The 20286-nt window shown below is 37.2% G+C and carries 15 protein-coding genes; 9 read left to right on the top strand and 6 right to left on the bottom strand.

The window, feature by feature from the left end:
• Positions 1-131: 131 nt before the first annotated feature.
• Positions 132-1277 carry a GlxA family transcriptional regulator gene (locus tag CWS31_RS14400; protein WP_101344516.1) on the bottom strand — a complete coding sequence of 382 codons (1146 nt, stop codon included), beginning with the start codon at positions 1275-1277 and terminating at the stop codon, positions 132-134.
• Between the two features lie 157 nt (positions 1278-1434).
• Between CWS31_RS14400 and CWS31_RS14405 the strand changes: the two genes are divergently transcribed.
• The 5 genes from CWS31_RS14405 (at position 1435) to CWS31_RS14425 (ending at position 8648) form a co-directional block, all read left to right on the top strand.
• Entirely contained in the window at positions 1435-3330 is a 1896-nt protein-coding gene (locus tag CWS31_RS14405) for a beta-ketoacyl synthase (RefSeq protein ID WP_101344517.1), read from the top strand.
• A gap of 135 nt (positions 3331-3465) precedes the next feature.
• On the top strand, positions 3466-4359 hold the full coding sequence (locus CWS31_RS14410) for a DMT family transporter (protein ID WP_101344518.1): 894 nt from the start codon (positions 3466-3468) through the stop codon (positions 4357-4359).
• 105 nt (positions 4360-4464) lie between these two features.
• Positions 4465-6435, top strand: coding sequence for a DNA topoisomerase III (locus CWS31_RS14415; protein ID WP_101344519.1), 1971 nt, complete (start codon positions 4465-4467; stop codon positions 6433-6435).
• Between the two features lie 621 nt (positions 6436-7056).
• Positions 7057-7563: a potassium channel family protein gene (locus CWS31_RS14420; RefSeq protein WP_246143547.1), complete on the top strand. Its 507-nt coding sequence runs from the start codon at positions 7057-7059 to the stop codon at positions 7561-7563.
• Between the two features lie 230 nt (positions 7564-7793).
• Positions 7794-8648 carry a PA4780 family RIO1-like protein kinase gene (locus CWS31_RS14425; RefSeq protein ID WP_101344520.1) on the top strand — a complete coding sequence of 285 codons (855 nt, stop codon included), beginning with the start codon at positions 7794-7796 and terminating at the stop codon, positions 8646-8648.
• Between the two features lie 29 nt (positions 8649-8677).
• Here CWS31_RS14425 and CWS31_RS14430 read toward each other — a convergent pair whose 3' ends face one another.
• On the bottom strand, positions 8678-9127 hold the full coding sequence (locus CWS31_RS14430; protein ID WP_101344521.1) for a winged helix-turn-helix transcriptional regulator: 450 nt from the start codon (positions 9125-9127) through the stop codon (positions 8678-8680).
• A gap of 82 nt (positions 9128-9209) precedes the next feature.
• Between CWS31_RS14430 and CWS31_RS14435 the strand changes: the two genes are divergently transcribed.
• The gene (locus CWS31_RS14435) at positions 9210-9803 is read left to right on the top strand and encodes an FMN-dependent NADH-azoreductase (protein ID WP_101344522.1); all 594 of its coding nucleotides are present in this window, start codon (positions 9210-9212) and stop codon (positions 9801-9803) included.
• A gap of 92 nt (positions 9804-9895) precedes the next feature.
• Here CWS31_RS14435 and trhO read toward each other — a convergent pair whose 3' ends face one another.
• Entirely contained in the window at positions 9896-10930 is a 1035-nt protein-coding gene (trhO, locus tag CWS31_RS14440) for an oxygen-dependent tRNA uridine(34) hydroxylase TrhO (RefSeq protein ID WP_101344523.1), read from the bottom strand.
• 428 nt (positions 10931-11358) lie between these two features.
• Between trhO and CWS31_RS14445 the strand changes: the two genes are divergently transcribed.
• Positions 11359-14157 carry a bifunctional aconitate hydratase 2/2-methylisocitrate dehydratase gene (locus CWS31_RS14445; protein WP_101344524.1) on the top strand — a complete coding sequence of 933 codons (2799 nt, stop codon included), beginning with the start codon at positions 11359-11361 and terminating at the stop codon, positions 14155-14157.
• A gap of 172 nt (positions 14158-14329) precedes the next feature.
• Here CWS31_RS14445 and CWS31_RS14450 read toward each other — a convergent pair whose 3' ends face one another.
• A complete protein-coding gene (locus CWS31_RS14450; RefSeq protein WP_101344525.1) occupies positions 14330-14710 on the bottom strand; it encodes a hypothetical protein in 381 nt (126 codons plus the stop codon).
• Positions 14711-15003: 293 nt separating this feature from the next.
• On the opposite strand from CWS31_RS14450, the gene CWS31_RS14455 reads away from it, so the two are divergent.
• Both CWS31_RS14455 and purT read left to right on the top strand, forming a co-directional pair.
• Positions 15004-15639: a hypothetical protein gene (locus CWS31_RS14455; protein ID WP_148747772.1), complete on the top strand. Its 636-nt coding sequence runs from the start codon at positions 15004-15006 to the stop codon at positions 15637-15639.
• A gap of 410 nt (positions 15640-16049) precedes the next feature.
• The gene (gene purT, locus CWS31_RS14460) at positions 16050-17225 is read left to right on the top strand and encodes a formate-dependent phosphoribosylglycinamide formyltransferase (RefSeq protein ID WP_101344527.1); all 1176 of its coding nucleotides are present in this window, start codon (positions 16050-16052) and stop codon (positions 17223-17225) included.
• Between the two features lie 160 nt (positions 17226-17385).
• Here purT and CWS31_RS14465 read toward each other — a convergent pair whose 3' ends face one another.
• On the bottom strand, positions 17386-18192 hold the full coding sequence (locus tag CWS31_RS14465) for a CPBP family intramembrane glutamic endopeptidase (RefSeq protein WP_101344528.1): 807 nt from the start codon (positions 18190-18192) through the stop codon (positions 17386-17388).
• Positions 18193-18238: 46 nt separating this feature from the next.
• Positions 18239-20095: a mechanosensitive ion channel family protein gene (locus tag CWS31_RS14470; RefSeq protein ID WP_101344529.1), complete on the bottom strand. Its 1857-nt coding sequence runs from the start codon at positions 20093-20095 to the stop codon at positions 18239-18241.
• Positions 20096-20286: the final 191 nt, after the last annotated feature.

The following is a 20286-nucleotide window of genomic DNA, read 5'->3' on the forward strand; positions in this document are numbered from 1 at the left end:
TTCACTCTCATTTTGTGTGATTTATGTATTACTAACTAATCTGAAACCTAGACAGTTAACTTTGTAAGTAATTGAAAATTAAAACATAAACTTCGTTTTTACACAATAATGATAGTTTATTCGGTTTCAGGTTAACTAAATAGTTTCTTTCTTACCATCGCCCGATAAGCTTTAGGCGTTAAATTCAAATTTTGTTTAAATAATCGCGCTAAATGACCTTGGTCTTGATAACCAACCTGATCTGCTATTTCTTGAATGCTCAAGTTACTTGATGATAATAATTCTTTGGCCGTTTCAATACGTAGTTGTTGCCAATATTGTGTAGCTCGCACACCAGTAGCCGCTTTAAATCGACGCGTAAAAGAACGTTGGCTCATACCAAATTGCTGAGCTATTTCGGTTAATGTTGATTCTGTATTTAAATTAGTGCGTAACCAAAATTGAATTTCAGCAATCAATTCATCTGCGTGTCTGTCGCCAGCACCTTCTAAATAGCGTTGCTCGGCATAAGGTTTACGAATTTCGTGTGAAAAATTTCTTTCTACATTTTGCGCTGCTGCTTTACCGTAATGATGCCCTATTAAATGCACAATAATATCGGCTTGGGCATTCAAACTCGCGGCACAATATATACGTTCAGATTGAGTGATGAAAAAATCAGGTTTTAAATCTACTTTAGGGTAATCTCGCTTAAATTGATCAACATAATGCCAATGAGTAGTGGCGGAATGATTATCTAATAAACCAGATTCAGCTAAGAAACAAACCCCAGTGCCAACACCAATTAATGTACTGCCCTGCTGCCAACAATGTTTTAACCAAGCGATAACTTTTGGATTATTTTTTAACACCGGCCTTGGATTACGCCACAAGCTAGGTACAATAATAATGTCTGGAGGGTTTGCGTATGCAGACTCTTCTTCACTTAGGGTTATATCAGCAACCATAGTTATACCCGATCGAGATTTAATGTCGCTTGATGACTCACTTAAAAATTTCGGCTGTAATTTTACGACTGATTTATCATAGCGTCTTGCGTAAGCTTCTCCCGCAAGTAACATTTCTACGGGTAAAGTAATGGCCGTTGCTAATACATGAGGGTAAATTAAAAGGTAAACGGTTAGATTTTCTAATGGCTTTACATTAGATTTGTGAACTGCATCAGTACCTTTATTATTAGCTTTAACTTCTATTATATCGTTTTTTTTAACAGTCTCTTCAGTATCATCTTTAACAATACCTCCACTGTTAGCTGCATAATTTTTCTTATTATCCATTTCTTATCTCTAACTGTATATCAAACCACCCACTTGGCCATAATAGCATAATATAAGGCTGTTATGACCTATTATTATTTTAAGAAAAGCATAGAATAGCTATATCGAATGCAATATCAACATGTTGCTTTTATTCTTATTTTAAGTGGGTTATCACATGGCACGTTTACCTTTAATTATAGGCATGGGCGGCATTAACGCTTCTGGTCGTACTTCGTTTCATCAGGGCTTTCGCCGTATTGTAATCGATAAATTAAATGCCGAAGCTCGCCAAGAAACCTTTGTTGGTTTAGCTAGCTTGATGAAATTAGTACACAATCAAGAAGGTGTTTTAGCCGATGCTGATGGTAATGCTATTGAAGCTTCTGAAATAGAAGCTAAATTCGGCGAACAAATTCTTGCTGGTACTCTTATTCGTAAGATAGAGAAAAATCATTTTGACGTTGACGCAACGCATTGGCATCAAAAAATGAACATAACGCCAACAGAACAACATATTAGTTTTGAGTTACGCGCCAGAGATTTACCCGATCCTGTGCCAAGCTCGTGGGTTATTACCGAATTAGCAGACAAAAAAGTGTCGGTGCAAATTCCTGAAGAATTAACTATTTTGCACGATTCATATCGTGACAATCCAATTAAAGCTGCCGGACAATTTCCAACAGGATTTGAACCTGCTACGCTTTATAACAGCCGATACCAACCACGAGGTTTACAAGCAACTATTTTTGCTGCAACCGATGCTATACGTTCTACCGGATTAGAGTGGGATGCTATTTTAGATCTAATATCTCCTGATGAAGTGGGTACTTACTCAGCATCAATCATGGGGCAAATGCACGATGAAGGTTTAGGTGGTTTACTAAAAAGTCGTTTAACTGGATCACGTGTTAGCACTAAACAATTAGCACTTGGTTTAAATACAATGCCTACTGATTTTATCAACGCTTATGTTACCGGTAATGTAGGGAAAACGTTTACTAGCTCTGGTGCTTGTGCAACCTTTTTATATAATTTACAAACCGCAGTTAATGATATTGACGCAGGTCGTATTCGTGTTGCGATTGTTGGTAGTAGTGAAACACCTATTACCCCTGAAATAATCGAAGGTTTTGGTAATATGAGTGCCCTTGCCAACGAAGAAGGTTTAAAAAGATTAGACGGTACTGACACTGCAGATCATCGTAGACCAAGTCGTCCATTTGGCCAAAACTGCGGTTTTACTATTGGTGAAGGCGCTCAGTTTGTAGTGTTAATGGACGATGCTCTTGCCTTAGAAATGGGCGCGAAAGTACTTGGCTCTGTTGCCGACGTATTTATTAATGCTGACGGTTATAAAAAATCGATTACCGCACCAGGTCCTGGTAATTACATAACTATGGCTAAATCGGTTGCGTTAGCTGAACAAGTGTTAGGTAAAGAAGCCTTACAAAAACGCAGTTTTATATTAGCGCATGGTTCAAGTACACCGCAAAACCGCGTTACTGAATCATTAATTTATCATAAAATTGCTGAATGTTTTAACATCGAAAACTGGCCAGTTGCCGCACCTAAAGCTTATGTTGGTCATACTTTAGGGCCTGCAAGTGGCGATCAAATGGCCATGGCATTAGGTATTTTTAACCATAACATTATGCCGGGTATTACCACTATTGATGAGGTTGCTGATGACGTTTATGATGCACACCTAAACATTGCTACAGAGCATTGGCATTGTCATGATATGGACATCGCTTTTATCAACTCAAAAGGCTTTGGTGGTAATAACGCAACTGCTACTGTATTTTCACCTAAGGTGAGTTTAGCTATGATGGAAAAACGTTATGGCACAGCAGCTATGACAAGCTATTTTGAGAAATTAGAAGGTGTTGAACAGGCGCAGCAAGTTTATCGCGATAATGCCAACAAAGGTCAATTCGATTTAATTTACAAGTTTGGTGAAGGGTTAGTCGATGAAGATAGCATGGCACTAACGAGCGACAGTTTAAGCTTTGCCGAATTCAAAAATAGCATTGCGCTACCAAGCAAAAATCCTTTTGATGATATGGTCTAGTAAAATTACTTATTACCGTAATTATATTAAACCTAAAGCTCACAACTAAGTGAGCTTTTTTATTTTTATCTGTTTTGCTTTTCTTATTTTAAGAGTAATCGCCTCAGAGCCCCTTTCAACAACCCAAGGAAAAATATGACTCCGTTACGTATTATCACCGTCATCATTTTATCGCTTATCGCCTTTGCCGCGAACTCAATTATCACCCGTTATGCTTTAGATCAAACGGATATTGATCAAGCGAGTTTTACGTTAATCCGAATTGTTTCTGGCGCTTTATTTTTGTGGCTATTCTTAGCATTCAAAAAGAATAATACCGCACTAAAATCTGGAAGCTGGTATGCCGCTTTAGCGTTGTTTATTTACGCCGTGAGTTTTACTTATGGTTATGAACTAATAGCCGCAGGTACTGGCGCTTTACTACTGTTTGGCTCAGTACAAATAACCATGACCATAGTGGGTTATCGTGAGGGTGAACGATTAAACAAAATACAAATAATTGGCTTTATTTTAGCTTTAGCAGGATTAGTTATTTTAATGCTACCAGGTATTAGCGCACCGTCATTTTTAGGTGCATTACTTATGTGTATTTCAGGTATTGCTTGGGGAATTTATACTCTACAAGGTAGAGGCTCAAGTAATCCTGCAACAGCTACTGCGGGTAACTTTATTAAAGCCTCGCCTATGGCTATTATTTTATGGTTAGGTGTTTATCTATCAAGTAGTATATCTCCTGATTTTTCAAATAATACCATTGACTTAGCTGTTGATGGTGTTATTTGTGCGCTGATATCAGGTATTGTCGCCTCTGGTATTGGTTATATTCTTTGGTATAGTGTTTTGCCACAACTTAAAGCTACCCAAGCTGCTATTATTCAATTAAGCGTACCAGTATTAGTGACTTTATTTGGCGCTTTATTATTGAATGAAACCATTAGTATGCGTGTTATCTTCGCATCGATAACCATAGTTAGCGGAACAATTTTAGTACTAAAGTTCAAGCAACAAAAAGCTGCATTCGATAAATAAACCCTAAGCACTTTAATAACCGCCCAACAAAACAACTGTACATAAAAACAGTCTTTAAGCTATACTCAAATTATCGCTATAACATAGCTAACACTTGGATCAGGTTTGAAACTTTATATTGCCGAAAAACCCAGTTTAGGTCGTGCCATTGCAGCGGCATTGCCTAAACCTCAAAAAAATCATAAAACCCATATCGAACTCGCTAATGGTGACGTAGTGAGTTGGTGTATCGGTCATATTTTAGCGCAATCTGATCCTGAAGATTACGATCCTGAATTTAAAAAATGGCGCATGGAAAGTTTGCCGATTGTACCGCAACAATGGCAATTAAAACCTATCAGCCGTACCCGGTCTCAATTAACAGTATTAAGAGGTTTAGTAAAAAAAGCCGATGAAATTATTCACGCCGGCGATCCCGATAGAGAAGGACAGTTACTTGTTGATGAAGTCATTGATTACTTTAAGATATCTAAAGCAAAAAAATCGACCATTAAACGCCTGCTGATCAGTGATTTAAACTTACCTGCAGTAAAACGTGCGCTAAACTCACTTAAACCAAACAGTGACTTTATGCCTTTATCTATTTCAGCGTTAGCTCGATCTCGCGCTGATTGGCTTTATGGTATTAATCTTACGCGTGCTTATACCTTACAAGGACAAAAAACAGGATATCACTCCGTTTTATCTGTTGGCCGCGTGCAAACACCTTTATTAGGTTTGGTGGTAAGACGCGAACAAGAAATCGCACAATTTGTTAGTAAACCCTTTTATCAAGTACAAGCACATATTGCTTTAAATCAAGGTGAGGCTGTAGCATTTACCGCAAAGTGGCAACCGAGTGAAAACTGTAAACCTTATTGTGATGAAGAAGGTAGAGTGCTAGTTAAGTCATTAGCTGAAAATGTAGTTAAGCGCATAGAAAACCAATCTGCTACTGTTAGCAATTTGCAAAGCACAGAAAAACAACAAGCCGCGCCCTTACCTTTTAACCTGTCACAATTACAAATTAGTGCTGCTAAACAATTTTCAATGAACGCCAAGTTAGTGCTTGATGTTTGTCAGGCATTATATGAAAAACATAAACTGATCACCTACCCTCGTTCTGACTGTCGTTATTTACCTAAAGAACAATTAAAGCAAGCCAAAAGTATTGTTGATACTCTAGCAAAGTCTTCATTACCTTGTAATAAACCAGCGCAAGGCGCTGATACAAATTTAGTAAGTAAAGCATGGAATAATAAGCAAATAACTGCACATCACGCCATTATTCCTACCGAAAAATCACCTGAAAATATCACTTTAAATACCTTTGAAAAAAATATTTATTTACTGATTGTACGCCAGTATTTAATACAGTTTTATCCAGCGTATATTTACCAGCAAACCAAAGTAGATTTATTAATTGCTGGTGGACACTTTAACAGCCAAGCGAAAACCGAAAAACAATTAGGTTGGCAAGTACTCTTCCCGAAAAGTAAAAAAACACAAGTAACTGCAAATAATGGACAAAATAGAGATGCAGAAACAGAGCAAGCCATACCACCATTAACTAAGGGGCAAGTACTACATTGCCAACATGGTGAGTTAGTTGCAAAACACACGTCTCCACCACAGTCTTTTACTGATGCAACCCTCCTTGCTGCGATGACAGGTATCGCCCGCTATGTGAGCGATGTTGAGATTAAAAAAGTATTAAAAGATACCGATGGTTTAGGTACTGATGCCACCCGCGCTGGTATTATCGATTTATTATTTAAGCGTGATTTCCTACAGCGCCAAGGTAAATCAATTGTAGCTACCGAGGTTGGCGTAGCACTAATAAATGCACTACCTGAAATGGCAACACTGCCAGATATGACGGCACAATGGGAAGCAACCCTTACCGCAATTAGTGAAAAACATGCAAGCTACGTTAGTTTTATGCAACCACTTACCGATACAGTTACCGATATGGTATACGGCGCTAGTCAGCAATCTTTTGCTGGATTACCGAAAGTCGCTTTTAAACCGAAGCGGAGCAATAGAACATTTAAGAAAAAGTCACCGGTAAATAAGTCGGTAAGAAAAGCGAGTTAAGCATTAAAGTTTGTTAATTAACCTGAGTCTGGGATAAGTAAAATGCTACAACAGCCTTAATTATACTAAGTGCTAAGATCTGAATTCAGTTAAAAAAAAGGCTTACCATTCTGCTGGGGGGAATCACAGTTTGATAAGCCTTGCCTACAACAAATATTGATGAAATTTAGGGTAATAACGCCTTATTAATCAATCTACTTATTCACTACTTCATATTATTAATAGTATGTGCAGCTCATTCAAGCAAAAATAATTTCGCTCGTCGCTTACAGCAAAAGTAGGGGCTAATAGTAGCGAACATTGATGCTCGCCGTAATTTTTTTTATTTTTGTATGAAGTTAAAATCATATGCTCTGATATTTAAAAATAAACTCAGATGATCGAAGTATCAATACAAGCCTACTCTAAACCAATATATGTAAACACACAACTAAAGCTTACATTTTAGCAACAAAAAATTAACCTGGCACTACCTTATTATTGTTGTGTAATTATTGGGGTTAGCTGCAAGCATAAACTCAATTCTATTAAACAGCTTAATTTCTGCTAGCACTTTTCTATCCCTTGATATTGTAATATTATGAAAATCTTTAATAAGCTCATCAGAACAAAGAGAATAAAATGATCCTTTTGCAACATGCTATGGAAAAAAGCCAACTTTATCGCGTTGATGATTTTGGCGTTAAAAACTATAACTACGGTTTTATTGCATTATTATCTTTTGCTTTATTTGCGTTGATAAATATTAGCTTAGGCTATTTAACTTTTATGGCTGAAACCAATGTAGAAGGCTCTCCTGTTAAGACCTATTCCGATGCTTTTTGGTTAATGTTAATGTCTTCAACCACTATTGGCTTTGGTGACGTTTATCCCATTACCTTAATTGGACGATTAACCGTATTTGTTATGTTTATTTTAGGAGTTGGTATCTTAGGTGGTGCCGGAGCTATATTTGCAAATAAAATATTTGGCTTTGCCGATACTAATATCAAAAACCGAGAATTAAGGATGCAAAACTTTCAAATCATACGACAAAATGACAGAACTTATACAAAGCTACTAGAGTTGGAAGAAAAGATGGCGTCTCTACTCCGTGATGCTCACAAACCTACAGATATTGATAAATAGCCTGAACAAGCTAATAGTAGACCACTTACTCAATGGAACTGGTATAAATTTTAAACGGGCAAAATATTAATTTATGTCATCAAAAATACGTACATCTAATAACGCAATGACGCTATTATCGGTAACTTCCTACAACGATATCGGTTACAATGCTTCTATGCAAAGCACCTATATAATCTATTCTCCGCAATTCCCTATCTTCCTGAGCTTATCTAAGGTATAACAGCGAAATGAAAATTCCAAAACGTATTTTACCTCTTGTAGAAGAGGGACTAATTGATGAAGTGCTCAATCAATTAATGAGTGGTAAAGAAGCTACCGTATATCGAGTTCGTTGTGGCGATGAAATCCGCTGCGCGAAAGTTTATAAAGAATCAATGAAGCGTAGCTTTAAAAAAGCATCACAATATACTGAAGGCAGAAAAAGTCGAAACAGTAGACGCTCTAGAGCCATGGAAAAAGGTTCAAAGTACGGCAAAAGCCAACAAGAAGAAGCATGGCAAAATGCTGAAGTTGAAGCCTTATACACATTGGCTGAACATGGCGTACGTGTACCTGAGCCTTTTGGTTGTTATGACGGCGTATTGTTAATGGAGCTGATCACAGATGAAGCTGGTGATGTAGCGCCCCGTCTTAATGATGTAGTTATGGAAGCGGATCAGGCAATGGAAGATCATGCCTTGATGATGATTTATATCATGCGTATGTTATGCGCCGGCATTGTTCATGGCGATTTATCAGAATTTAACGTGTTGGTAGACGAATACGGTCCTGTCGTTATCGACTTACCACAAGCCGTTGACGCTTCTGCTAATAATAATGCTAAAGCCATGTTATTGCGTGATGTAAACAATATCACTACCTATTACGCACAGTTTGCTCCTAACCTAGCTTTAACTAAGTTTGGCGAAGAAATGTGGGCTTTGTATGAAGCTGGCGAATTAAGTGATACCACTAAATTAACCGGACAATTTGCTGAAGAAACGCAAAGTGCCGATGTTGAAACGGTACTTGCCGAAATTAAAGCCGCTTTTGAGCAAGAGCAAGACAGACTTGCTTACTTAAAAGAAGCTGCTGAGCAATAAAAGTTAATTAAAATAGCAGGTAACACCTGCTATTTTTCTAAAGGCTCTGCCATTTTTTGCCATGGTGTTTTACCACTTCCCTCTTTAGCAAGCTGTTGTTCATCATAATTATCACGCGCTGTTTTAAGCTCACTAAGATGACCTCGGGTCCAACTAACTAACTCGTTAATCGGCTGAGTAAGTGATTGACCTAAAGGCGTTAGTTCGTATTCAACATGTGGTGGCATTATTTCATAAACGGTTCGTTTAAGAAGCCCATCTCGCTCTAGGCTTTTCAACGAAACCGTTAACATTCGCTGTGATATACCGTTAATCGCTTTTTTTATTTCGTTAAATCTTTTCGGTTCATAAGCTAATAATAAAATAATTAAAATAGTCCATTTTTCACCTATACGGGCTAATATCTTATTAATCTCTAAACAATCACCATGTTCTACATCGGTTATTTGCTTAGTTACCTCTGTGTTACTGGGTTTCATTAATGTACCTTATTGTTTAACAGCCTTATTGCCGTTAAGTTTACTGCTTAAACCGTTATCATACATTAAAAGGTAAACAATAATGAAAATTCTCCATATTGATTCAAGTATATTAGGTGAGCACTCTGTTAGTCGCGCATTAACCGCCGCAACACTTAACCATTTTCAAAACTTAGCACCAGAGGCAGAAGTCATATCACGAGATTTAGTAGCCGAGCCTTTAGAACATTTATCAGCTGTTGAATATATGGCAATGACAGGTAACGACGTGCAAGTAGAAAGTGCACAAGCAAGCATTAGCAACAACGCTCAGCTTGTTTATGAATTTCTCGCGTCAGATATCATTATTATTGGCGCACCTATGTATAACTTTACTATTCCGTCGCAATTAAAATCTTGGTTAGATCGCCTTGCTGTAGCAGGTAAAACATTTAGCTACACTGAAAATGGTCCTCAAGGCCTAGCGGGAGGTAAAAAGGTTATTATTGCTTCTTCTCGAGGCGGCGCTTACGGTGAAGAAAATGCCGCAGATCATCAAGAAAGCTACTTGCGTGTATTCCTTGGTTTCCTAGGCCTTACTGATATCGAATTTATTCGTGCAGAAGGAGTTGCTAGTGATCGAGAAAAATCGGTTGAAACAGCACTTAATACCATCAAGACGCTTTCGTTAAGCTAAGCTTTAAGCTCATATTTTAAGGTCTAAAATAAAACAGCCAGTTTATTCTCATAAACTGGCTGTTTTTTATCATTAGTACTTTATAGAAAGGGCTATTTAGCCGCTTGTTGCGATTTTTTCTTGGCTTTTTCTTGGCGACGTTCTTCGATGATATTATGGATATCACCACCGATATGGCTCTCACCACGTTCTTCCGCTAACGTGATTTGGCGTTGACGTTCAGCATAGCGATTACGTTGCTCATCAGTCACTTTGTCATGACAACGGTGACAACTTACACCTTTAATGTAGTGTTCGCTTTTCTTTTCTTCCTCTGTGATCGGAAAACGACAGGCAAAACATTGGTCGTATTGGCCTTGTTCTAACTCATGATTTACCGCAACACGGCCATCAAACACAAAACATTCGCCTTCCCACATTGTTTCAGTACTTGGTACCTCTTCAAGGTATTTTAAAATACCACCTTCAAGATGGTAAACCTCTTCAAAACCTTGTTCTTTTAAGTAAGCGGTAGATTTTTCACAACGAATACCACCTGTACAATACATCGCAACTTTCTTATGTTTGTTTTTATCTAAATTTTTGGCTACGTATTCTGGAAATTCACGGAACGTTTCAGTGTTCGGATTAACCGCACCTTTAAAAGTACCAATTTCAACTTCGTAGTCATTGCGAGTATCAACTAATAAAACGTCTGGATCAGAAATTAGCGCATTCCAATCTTGTGGTTTTACGTAGGTACCTACCACTTGATTAGGATCAATACCTTCAATGCCCATGGTGACGATTTCTTTTTTCAATTTCACTTTAGTACGTAAAAATGGGTTTTCTTCGCTGTAAGATTCTTTATGGGAAATATTATCTAAACCTGGTTGCTCGGCTAAAAAGGCTAATACGGTTTCAATACCACTTTGCGGTCCTGCAATAGTACCGTTAATACCTTCATTGGCTAATAACAAAGTGCCTTTAACATCTACGCTAGTCATTTTATTTGATAATGGCTCGCGTAATGCTTCAAACGCGTCTAAGCGTACAAACTTATATAATGCGCAAATAGTGATTGTTGTTGCGGTCTGCTTTACCGTGCCCGTTTTAACTGTAGCAGGCTGTTGTGTTGATAAACTCATGTGTACTCCATTGAACTAGCTGGACCGTAAATCCAGTGCTGTAGATTAATAATTAAAACGAAAAAATTAGTGCTGGTAAATTCTCATATTAACTAACCAGTAAAACCACCAATTTGTCCGCGGTATTCTAGCAAAAACTTTGTCGTGATAATAGTTAGAGACTTGATTTGGATCATTATCAAGCAAACAAAATATCACCTTTCTTTTACTACTTGCTTTTTTACCAAAATTGCCTTTAAGTTAACTAATTCTATGTATAGAGAAATATATAAAAGCATGTATAGAGTCCATCACTAATATGAATAATGCTTATTTTACCAAATGATTCCTAGTAGGCAGAAAATCAGGTAAACTAAGTGCAAATTTTGTCCCTGCTAATTTAGCGTGCTGTGCATGTTATTAGCATATTATACTAAAGAGAGTACTTAATGAGCCTGTATTTAGATTATATAGCAGAAATAAAAACCCGTAAGGAAGAGTTAGGATTAGCTCCTCTACCAATTGATGGTGCTGAGTTATTATCAGAAATTATCGCTCAAATTAAAGACTCTGAAAATGAGTATAGAGCGGATTCTCTTAACTTTTTCATCTACAACACGTTACCAGGCACAACAAGTGCTGCAAGTGCAAAGTCTGCATTTTTAAAAGAAATTATTTTAGGTGAATCTGTTGTTGCTGAAATTACGCCAACATTTGCTTTTGAACTGCTTTCTCACATGAAAGGTGGTTCTTCAATTTCAGTATTACTTGATTTAGCACTTTCTGACGATGCATCTGTTGCGGCTCAAGCTGCGGCAGTATTAAAAACTCAAGTATTCTTATATGACGCAGATACAAGCCGTATTGAAGCGGCTTACAAAGCTGGCAACGCTATCGCTAAAGAGCTTCTTGAAAGCTATGCTGAGGCTGAGTTCTTCACTAAATTACCTAACGTTGCTGAAAAAATTGAAGTAGTAACGTACATCGCTGGTGAAGGTGATATCTCAACAGATTTACTTTCTCCGGGTCATCAAGCACATTCACGTGCTGACCGTGAGTTACATGGCCAATGTATGATCACGCCAGAAGCTCAAGACGAAATTAAAGCATTACAAGCTAAACACCCTGAAGCAAAAGTTATGCTTATTGCTGAAAAAGGCACCATGGGTGTTGGTTCTTCTCGTATGTCGGGTGTTAACAACGTTGCACTTTGGGCTGGTAAACAAGCAAGTCCATACGTTCCATTTATTAACATTGCTCCTGTTGTTGCTGGTACTAACGGTATTTCTCCAATTTTCTTAACAACTGTAGATGTAACTGGTGGTATTGGTCTTGATCTTAAAAACTGGATTAAGCAAGTAGATATTGACGGTAACACTATAACAGACGCTAATGGTGATGCTGTTTTAGAAGAAGCATACTCAGTAGCAACCGGTACGGTATTAACTATCGACACTGTAACTAAAAAGTTACTTAACGGTGATAAAGAACTTGCTGATATTTCATCTGCATTTACTCCACAAAAAATGGAATTCATGAAGGCAGGTGGTTCTTACGCTGTTACTTTTGGTAAGAAATTACAAACGTTCGCAGCTGAAACTCTTGGCGTAGCAACAACTCCTGTATATGCTGCTTCAAAAGAAATTTCACATGAAGGCCAAGGTTTAACTGCCGTTGAAAAAATCTTTAACAACAACGCTGTTGGTGTAGCTTCAAAAACTGCATTACATGCAGGTTCAGATGTTCGCGTTAGAGTAAACATTGTTGGCTCTCAAGATACTACGGGTCCTATGACTTGTCAGGAACTTGAAGCAATGGCTGCTTCTACTATTTCTCCATTAGTTGATGGTGCTTACCAGTCTGGCTGTCATACTGCATCAGTTTGGGATAGCAAAGCTAAAGCAAACATTCCTAAGCTAATGAGCTTCATGAATAAGTTTGGTCTTATCACTGCACGTGACCCGAAAGGCGTTTACCCTGCAATGACAGATGTTATCCATAAAGTATTAAACGATATTACTGTTGACGATCGCGCTATCATCATTGGTGGTGACTCACATACTCGTATGTCTAAAGGTGTAGCCTTTGGTGCTGACTCAGGTACTGTTGCAATTGCACTTGCTACTGGTGAGTCTGCAATGCCAATTCCTGAGTCTGTAAAAGTTACGTTTAAAGGTCACATGCAAGGTCACATGGATTTCCGTGATGTTGTACATGCTACTCAAGCACAAATGCTTAAGCAATTTGGCGGCGAAAACGTATTCCAAGGTCGTATCATTGAAGTACACATAGGTACTTTATTAGCTGACCAAGCATTCACCTTTACAGATTGGTCTGCAGAAATGAAAGCAAAAGCTTCTATCTGTATTTCTGAAGATGAAACATTAATTGAATCACTTGAGCTTGCTAAGAGCCGTATCCAAATAATGATCAACAAGGGTATGGAAAACGAAGCGAAAACACTTGCCGGTTTAATCGCTTTAGCTGACAAACGTATTGCTGGTATTAAGTCAGGTGATACTCCTGCATTATCTCCAGATGAGAATGCAAAATACTACGCAGAAGTTGTAATTGATTTAGACGTTATCGACCAACCAATGGTTGCTGACCCTGATGTAAACAACGAAGATGCTTCTAAGCGTTACACTCATGATGTTATTCGTCCTGTTTCATACTACGCTGATAAATCAGTTGATTTAGGTTTTGTTGGTTCTTGTATGGTTCATAAAGGCGACATGCAAATTGTTGCTCAAATGTTACGTAACCTTGAGAAACAAAATGGCAGCGTATCATTCAAAGCACCATTAGTTATTGCTCCACCAACATACAATATTGTTGATGAACTTAAAGCTGAAGGCGATTGGGAAATTTTACAAAAGTACTCTGGTTTTGAATTTGACGATGCAAACCCGAAAGGTGCTGCACGTACTAAATACGAAAATATCATGTATTTAGAACGCCCTGGTTGTAACTTATGTATGGGTAACCAAGAGAAAGCTGAACCAGGTGATACGGTTATCGCTACTTCAACGCGTTTATTCCAAGGTCGTGTTGTAGCTGACACTGCCGAGAAGAAAGGTGAATCACTACTTGGTTCAACGCCATTAGTTGTGCTTTCAACTGTTCTTGGTCGTTTCCCTTCAATCGAAGAGTACAAAGCAGCTGTAGAAGGTATCGATTTAACTCGATTCACTCCTCCTACACACGCGATGACTACATCAACAGCTGTACCTATTAAAATGGTATAGCAATTTCAACTAAGCTTTTATCCTAAAGCGATAGGTGAATAAACAAAAAGAGCGACTAACGTAAGTTAATCGCTCTTTTTTTATTTGCCATCTAAAGAAAAACAATTGATGGTTTGCTTTGTGACAAATGAAATAACCTGAGCTCAGGTTAAATAAGTAATTGATCAAGTATTTAGGGCGTATCAATCGGACACTTAAGTTTTGCCGTTAGCTTTTGCATAATTAAATTAGGCGACTCACGTAAATGGTCGACACTTTTAATACCCGACAATACCGTTAATTGATAACCATAACCGCCACAAACAAGTAAACTTTGTCGTAATAAAAAGGCCGAAAGGCGACCAAAATTGACTTTGTTATTAGGAACAACTTCAATGCGGTAACTGTACTCATCAAGTTGAGTTTGACTAAACTGTATTTCGTGATCAAAATCAAACTCAGTATGTTGTTGATTATTAACTGTAGAATTAGTCACACAGGCGATTAGCAATACAGGTAATAAAAATAAATAACTATATTGAACTAACCGTTTAAAACTTCTCACTATCTTCATTTCGATCCTTTAGCTTGTGCTGTTACATTACGTAATGCTGATTTCATTAAACTTTAATTGTTTTATTTTTGTTAATTGCAGTAAGGAATAGTTAATTAACCGTATAAAAATAGTGACATAATCATTTTACGCTAGATTCTGGTAGAATAAATAGCCATTCATCAATACAATAGAAGGTGATTGGTGAAAAACTAAAAATAATAAATAAGAGAAATAGCATGCAAGCGAATATGTATTCTTACGGGCAATATTTCCTCCATAACTTATCTAATAAAAATAAAGCTAAAAATCACATGACAAACAATCTGCACTCAACATTAAACCTTAACGTAAAGAAAACACTACGTTTCATTACCTTCATTAGTTTAAGCTTAATTAGTTTATTAGCAACTACACGAACCACACTAGCTGATACAGTGTCGATCACCGCAGATATGAGTCCTGAAATTATTGCCGAGTATGAGCAACAACTAGCTTCAGAGTCATGGCCTGAAATGCATACCAAGTTAGCCTTAATGGATAACCCTTATGCCAAGTCTTATAAAGTATTAAAGAAAAAGTTAAAAAGTGAAGCTGCCCCTGGAGAGCGCAAACGTTTAATGACCCATGAAGAAAGTATTTTTATGGCTAAAAAAATGCGTTTTGATTATTGCCAAGCATCGGTATCTTTTTTTGTCGATTTTGCCCAACGTGCTTTTGACTTATCAACAGCAGAGCAAAAACCACTGTCTAAAGATCAACTGATGACAGGTAATGGTGTTGCTTATCCATTTACAGAAGCAGAAAAAAATAACCCAGCGACTAGACCTCCACAAATAGCGCTAACCCTAGGTTGGAAATACAAGGGGCAAGGCCACGCACGCGCTGAAGAATTTCTTGCGACCTGTTTAGCAATACCTGTTGAATTATATTATAAAGAAGACAAATAGCTGTCTTCTTTTTGTTAGGTGACAAATAAAGTTACCTAACAATAGCTTCATATCCCGCGCAATAAGTTTACTATAAAGTTCAGTATAAATTTCTAGCACTACCTCTTAGCTCATAAGCACATAAGCACATAACTACTACCAAATAACCCACCATTATTCTTGCTTTGATCACTTTTCTTATACTAAATGAATTAAAAATTCAATGAAGGTAAATAGTCAAGCTCAAGGCAGTTTTGCATTAACCAGACCGTATAAATATGTGATTATTTATACGGATTAAAATAGATCACCGAATTAATGAAATTGGTGTTACCAATACTTTTAACCATAAGTATCAATTAAACAAGAATTGCGCTTTTACAAAAATACCGTATGATCTTTTGTAATTTATCTTATTTAATAGGTTTTATATGTTTGGTACGGCAACAAGTAAAAGTGCAACACGCGTTTTATTATTAGGCTCTGGCGAATTAGGTAAAGAAGTCGCTATTGAATGTCAACGCTTGGGCTTAGAGGTTATTGCTTGCGATAGTTATGCTAACGCTCCAGCAATGCAAGTTGCTCATCGTAGTCATGTTTTTAACATGTTAGACGCAAAAGCACTTAAAGATGTAATAAACAGCGAGCAACCTAATTTTGTGGTACCAGAAGTCGAAGCCATAGCTACTGATATGCTGGTTGAACTTGAGAGTCAAGGTGTCAATATCGTGCCTAGCGCTAAAGCCACCAAACTAACCATGAATCGTGAAGGCATTCGTCGTTTAGCCGCAGAAGAGTTACAGATAAAAACCTCTCCTTATCACTTTGTAGATAGCCTAGAGGCACTAAAAGTTGCTATTGATGATGTTGGTTTACCTTGTGTAATAAAGCCTATAATGAGCTCTTCAGGCAAAGGGCAAAGCGTTATAAAATCTGTTGAAGATATTGAGAAAGCTTGGCAGTATGCACAAAGCGGCGGCAGAGCTAGTGGCATGCGCGTAATAGTTGAAGGTTTTATCGATTTTGATTACGAGATTGCTTTATTAACCATTAACGCCTCTGATGGCATCCATTTTTGTGCACCAATTGGCCATAGACAAGAAAATGGTGATTACCGTGAATCTTGGCAGCCACAAGTAATGTCAGAAAAAGCCTTAAATGCAGCACAAACTGCCGCTAGCAAAATAGTAAAAGCGTTAGGTGGTTATGGCTTATTTGGTGTGGAGCTTTTCATTAAAGGCGATGATATTATTTTTAACGAAGTATCGCCGCGTCCACATGATACTGGAATGGTCACTTTAATTTCGCAAGAATTATCTGAGTTTGCTTTACATGTTCGTGCTTTTTCAGGGTTGCCTATTAATAGCATCGAACAGCTAGGTAACTCAGCTTCAGCGGTAATACTAGGCAATGGTGAGTCAACGGATATTAGTTTTTCAGGCATCAATAGTGCCCTTAGCCAAGCACAAACTCAACTTCGTTTGTTTGCTAAACCTGAAATTCATGGCTCTCGTCGCTTAGGTGTCGCTTTAGCGCGTCGTGATAGTATTGAAACAGCAGTTGATGACGCAATAGCTTGTGCACAAAAGATAATTATTAGCTACTAACTGCTAACTCTAACTGCTAACTCTAACTGCTAAAAATAACGATTAAAGCTGATTATTGCCAAGTATGTGTTACCAATACTTGGTAATAAATTTTTACTAATTGTTAAGAGTTTATAATTCTTATAGATGTAAAAAAATATGAAATATAAGACCAAGCTGATTAAGCTAACATGGGATAAGTCAAAAATATTGCATGAATACTATTTAGGACAAAATGTAGAGTAATCGCATATAAGATATTTCGAGAATAGTAATAAACAAGTCCGTAACCTAAGCCTGCAAACACGCTAACGAAAGCAAATAGCGGTGAAAAAGCCGCATGTACAGCCCCAAAGAATACTCCTGAAATAAGTAGCACTCCCCATAAACCCACTTTATTAGTTAAAGAGCGCTGTAAAATCCCTCTGAAAATACACTCTTCAGCAACCACAGTTACCACTAACATTTTTACAAAAAACAAAAAGGCTTTCTCGGGTAGTTTAACTTGCCAATTAACTAACCCGAGCAATAACGCTAACGTCAAAACAATACTAATAGTCAGTATCGAAATAATAAGCATCGCCATGGGTAATGAATAATTTGTTAACAGTCTCGGCAACTTAGGTAAAGCTTTCCTCGTTCTATTGTCCTTAATCAATACATAGGGTAATAATATTATTGCGATTAAAAACTTATCAAAATTAAGGTACAGTGAATACGGTAAAGCATCCGGTGAAAACTGAATATCTTGATAAACGGCAATATTGTGAAATCCTGGAATTTTATGTAGTAATAATGCCGCACTTAACATGATAAATAATATTATTCTAAGTGTTAAATAACCTTTAAAATAAGACTTGTCACTGTAAATAATCAGCAAGTAAAAGCTACTGACTAACGCCGCAACAATTGAGATATGATCTAATAACAATAATAAAATAAGCAAAGAATGTACGCTTAATAATGCAGACTTTTTAGTTAAAAGCATTTAATACCACTCTCTCCACCCATTTAATAACGATTGAACTTAAAACTTACACACGGCTAACCGCTTCATGGCTTTCATTGGCTTCGTGGCTATCTTCACCTTCAATAATTTGATCACTGTCAGGTGCTTTTTGCAAGGTTCCTTGGGCTGGATATTTAAGAGTATCCCTTCTTGTTTCAATATCCTTTTCTGAAAAATCAGGAAACGGCAGTTTATTCTCTTTGCGTAACGCTTCCATATTGTTATGTGCCGCAGTAACCAATTCAGGGTTAGTCTGTATCGCTTTACCCATCAATAATTCTTGTTGAGGAATAGCCCATTGAATGCCTAAATCACGAATAATATCTAATATATAAAGATTTAAGTCTTCAGCTACTCCTTTAAAGTCAACAACAGACTTTGTATCTACATAACAATTAACTATTACGACAAAGGCATCACGCTCGATAAATTCAAAACGAGCTCTTGCTGCAGTTGGCAACACACGCTCATGACATAACAACAATTCACGTATTTTTATAAGCATTTGGCGTAATTGATCAGAGCTTGTATCAAGACGAACACGAAACTCTCGTTGATAATGACGACGATCAATTTCAGAGAAATTTTCTAGTTCTTTTGATGAAAAAATAGAGTTAGGAACATGCACCACCGAACGGTTAAGTTTACGAATGCGTGTTGAGCGTAAACCAATTTCTTCAACGGTACCGGTAATATCGCCAAACTTACAAAAATCACCCGCTTGAATTGGTTTAGCTACATAAATAGTGAAAGCACCAAATATGTTTTCTAATGTTTTTTGAGCAGCTAAAGCAATAGCTAAACTGCCAATACCAAGTCCTGTTAATATGGTTGCTATGTTGTAACCTGCACTCTCAAACCAATTAAGTAAAACCAACAACACCACGATTATTTTTGCGGTAGTCATTAATGGTCTAATAATCGCAGCCGAATAAGCGCCTTCTTTTCTCGGCATTAAGTATAGAGCCGTAAATATTTCCATTAAGCCTAAGATAAGGTAAATAGCCGCCAGATACTTTAAAGTACCGATAGTTAACCAAACCTTAGCTTGCATCGATAAGCCTAGAAATCCGGTGCCATACTCAACTAAAATAAAGAATAAAAACATTCGAACCGAATGACCAAAAAATTTGATCAATGCTTCACTGCGTTTAGTTTTATTACCAAAAACAACTTGCGCCAGCTTAGGCATTACACTCGTCAATAACCAGGTAATAACAATAAGTAATATAAAACAAATAAACTGCCAATTACTCATATGAAATATTGTAAATTCTGGGAGGTAATGGGCAAGCAACTCAATATGCTTGTTATAACCAAACTCTTTCCATAATTCAGGGATGCTCGCTACTGTCGCGTTTGAAATTTTCCAAATTCGCTCACCGTTACCTGCAGGCACACGCTGCAAATACAATGGCATAGGACCATTACTTGAGTTAATAACACCTAATGACTCGCGATAGCTTGGTAAGCTATCATTTAAATGACCTTCTGGTTGATCACTAAGACTATATAAGTCAAGAATATGCTGTTGGCTCCAAATGATTACTAGTTGTCGTAAAAGCTCTTCCGCTCCTATTTCTGAAACTTCCTTAGGCAGATAGCGCATATCTAGATATTTACCTGCTTCATCCAAGTTACCTTGCTTCACTTCTTGATGAATTGAAATAACAGTGGCTAGTGGTGTTTGCCCTGGCTTACCCTCTTCTATGGTCTTTTCAATAATGCTTTCAGTAGCATCTTCAGAGTCAGTTACTTTTTTTAATGTAGTTGTGGTTGTTACCGTTGCAGAGCCAGCATTAGCAAATATGGCTTGGCTATATATCAAGATAAAGAAAGTAAAAAGCACTTTAATAGCAGCAGAATTTATTTTGACAGACATCGATGAACCTTATTTAGAAGAAAAGCATTGATACGAAAATAGCATAAAGGGTAATTTTAAATTCATTCCCTAAGAATGGCACTCTTTTTATGTGATTAAATAGATAAAGTTGATGCGTTATTATTCGGTTATATTTTTTTAGACAATAAAAAACCCGTTTTACCAAAAGCAAAACGGGTTTAATATTAACT

This window comes from Colwellia echini (assembly GCF_002843355.2).
Lineage (GTDB): Bacteria > Pseudomonadota > Gammaproteobacteria > Enterobacterales > Alteromonadaceae > Colwellia > Colwellia echini.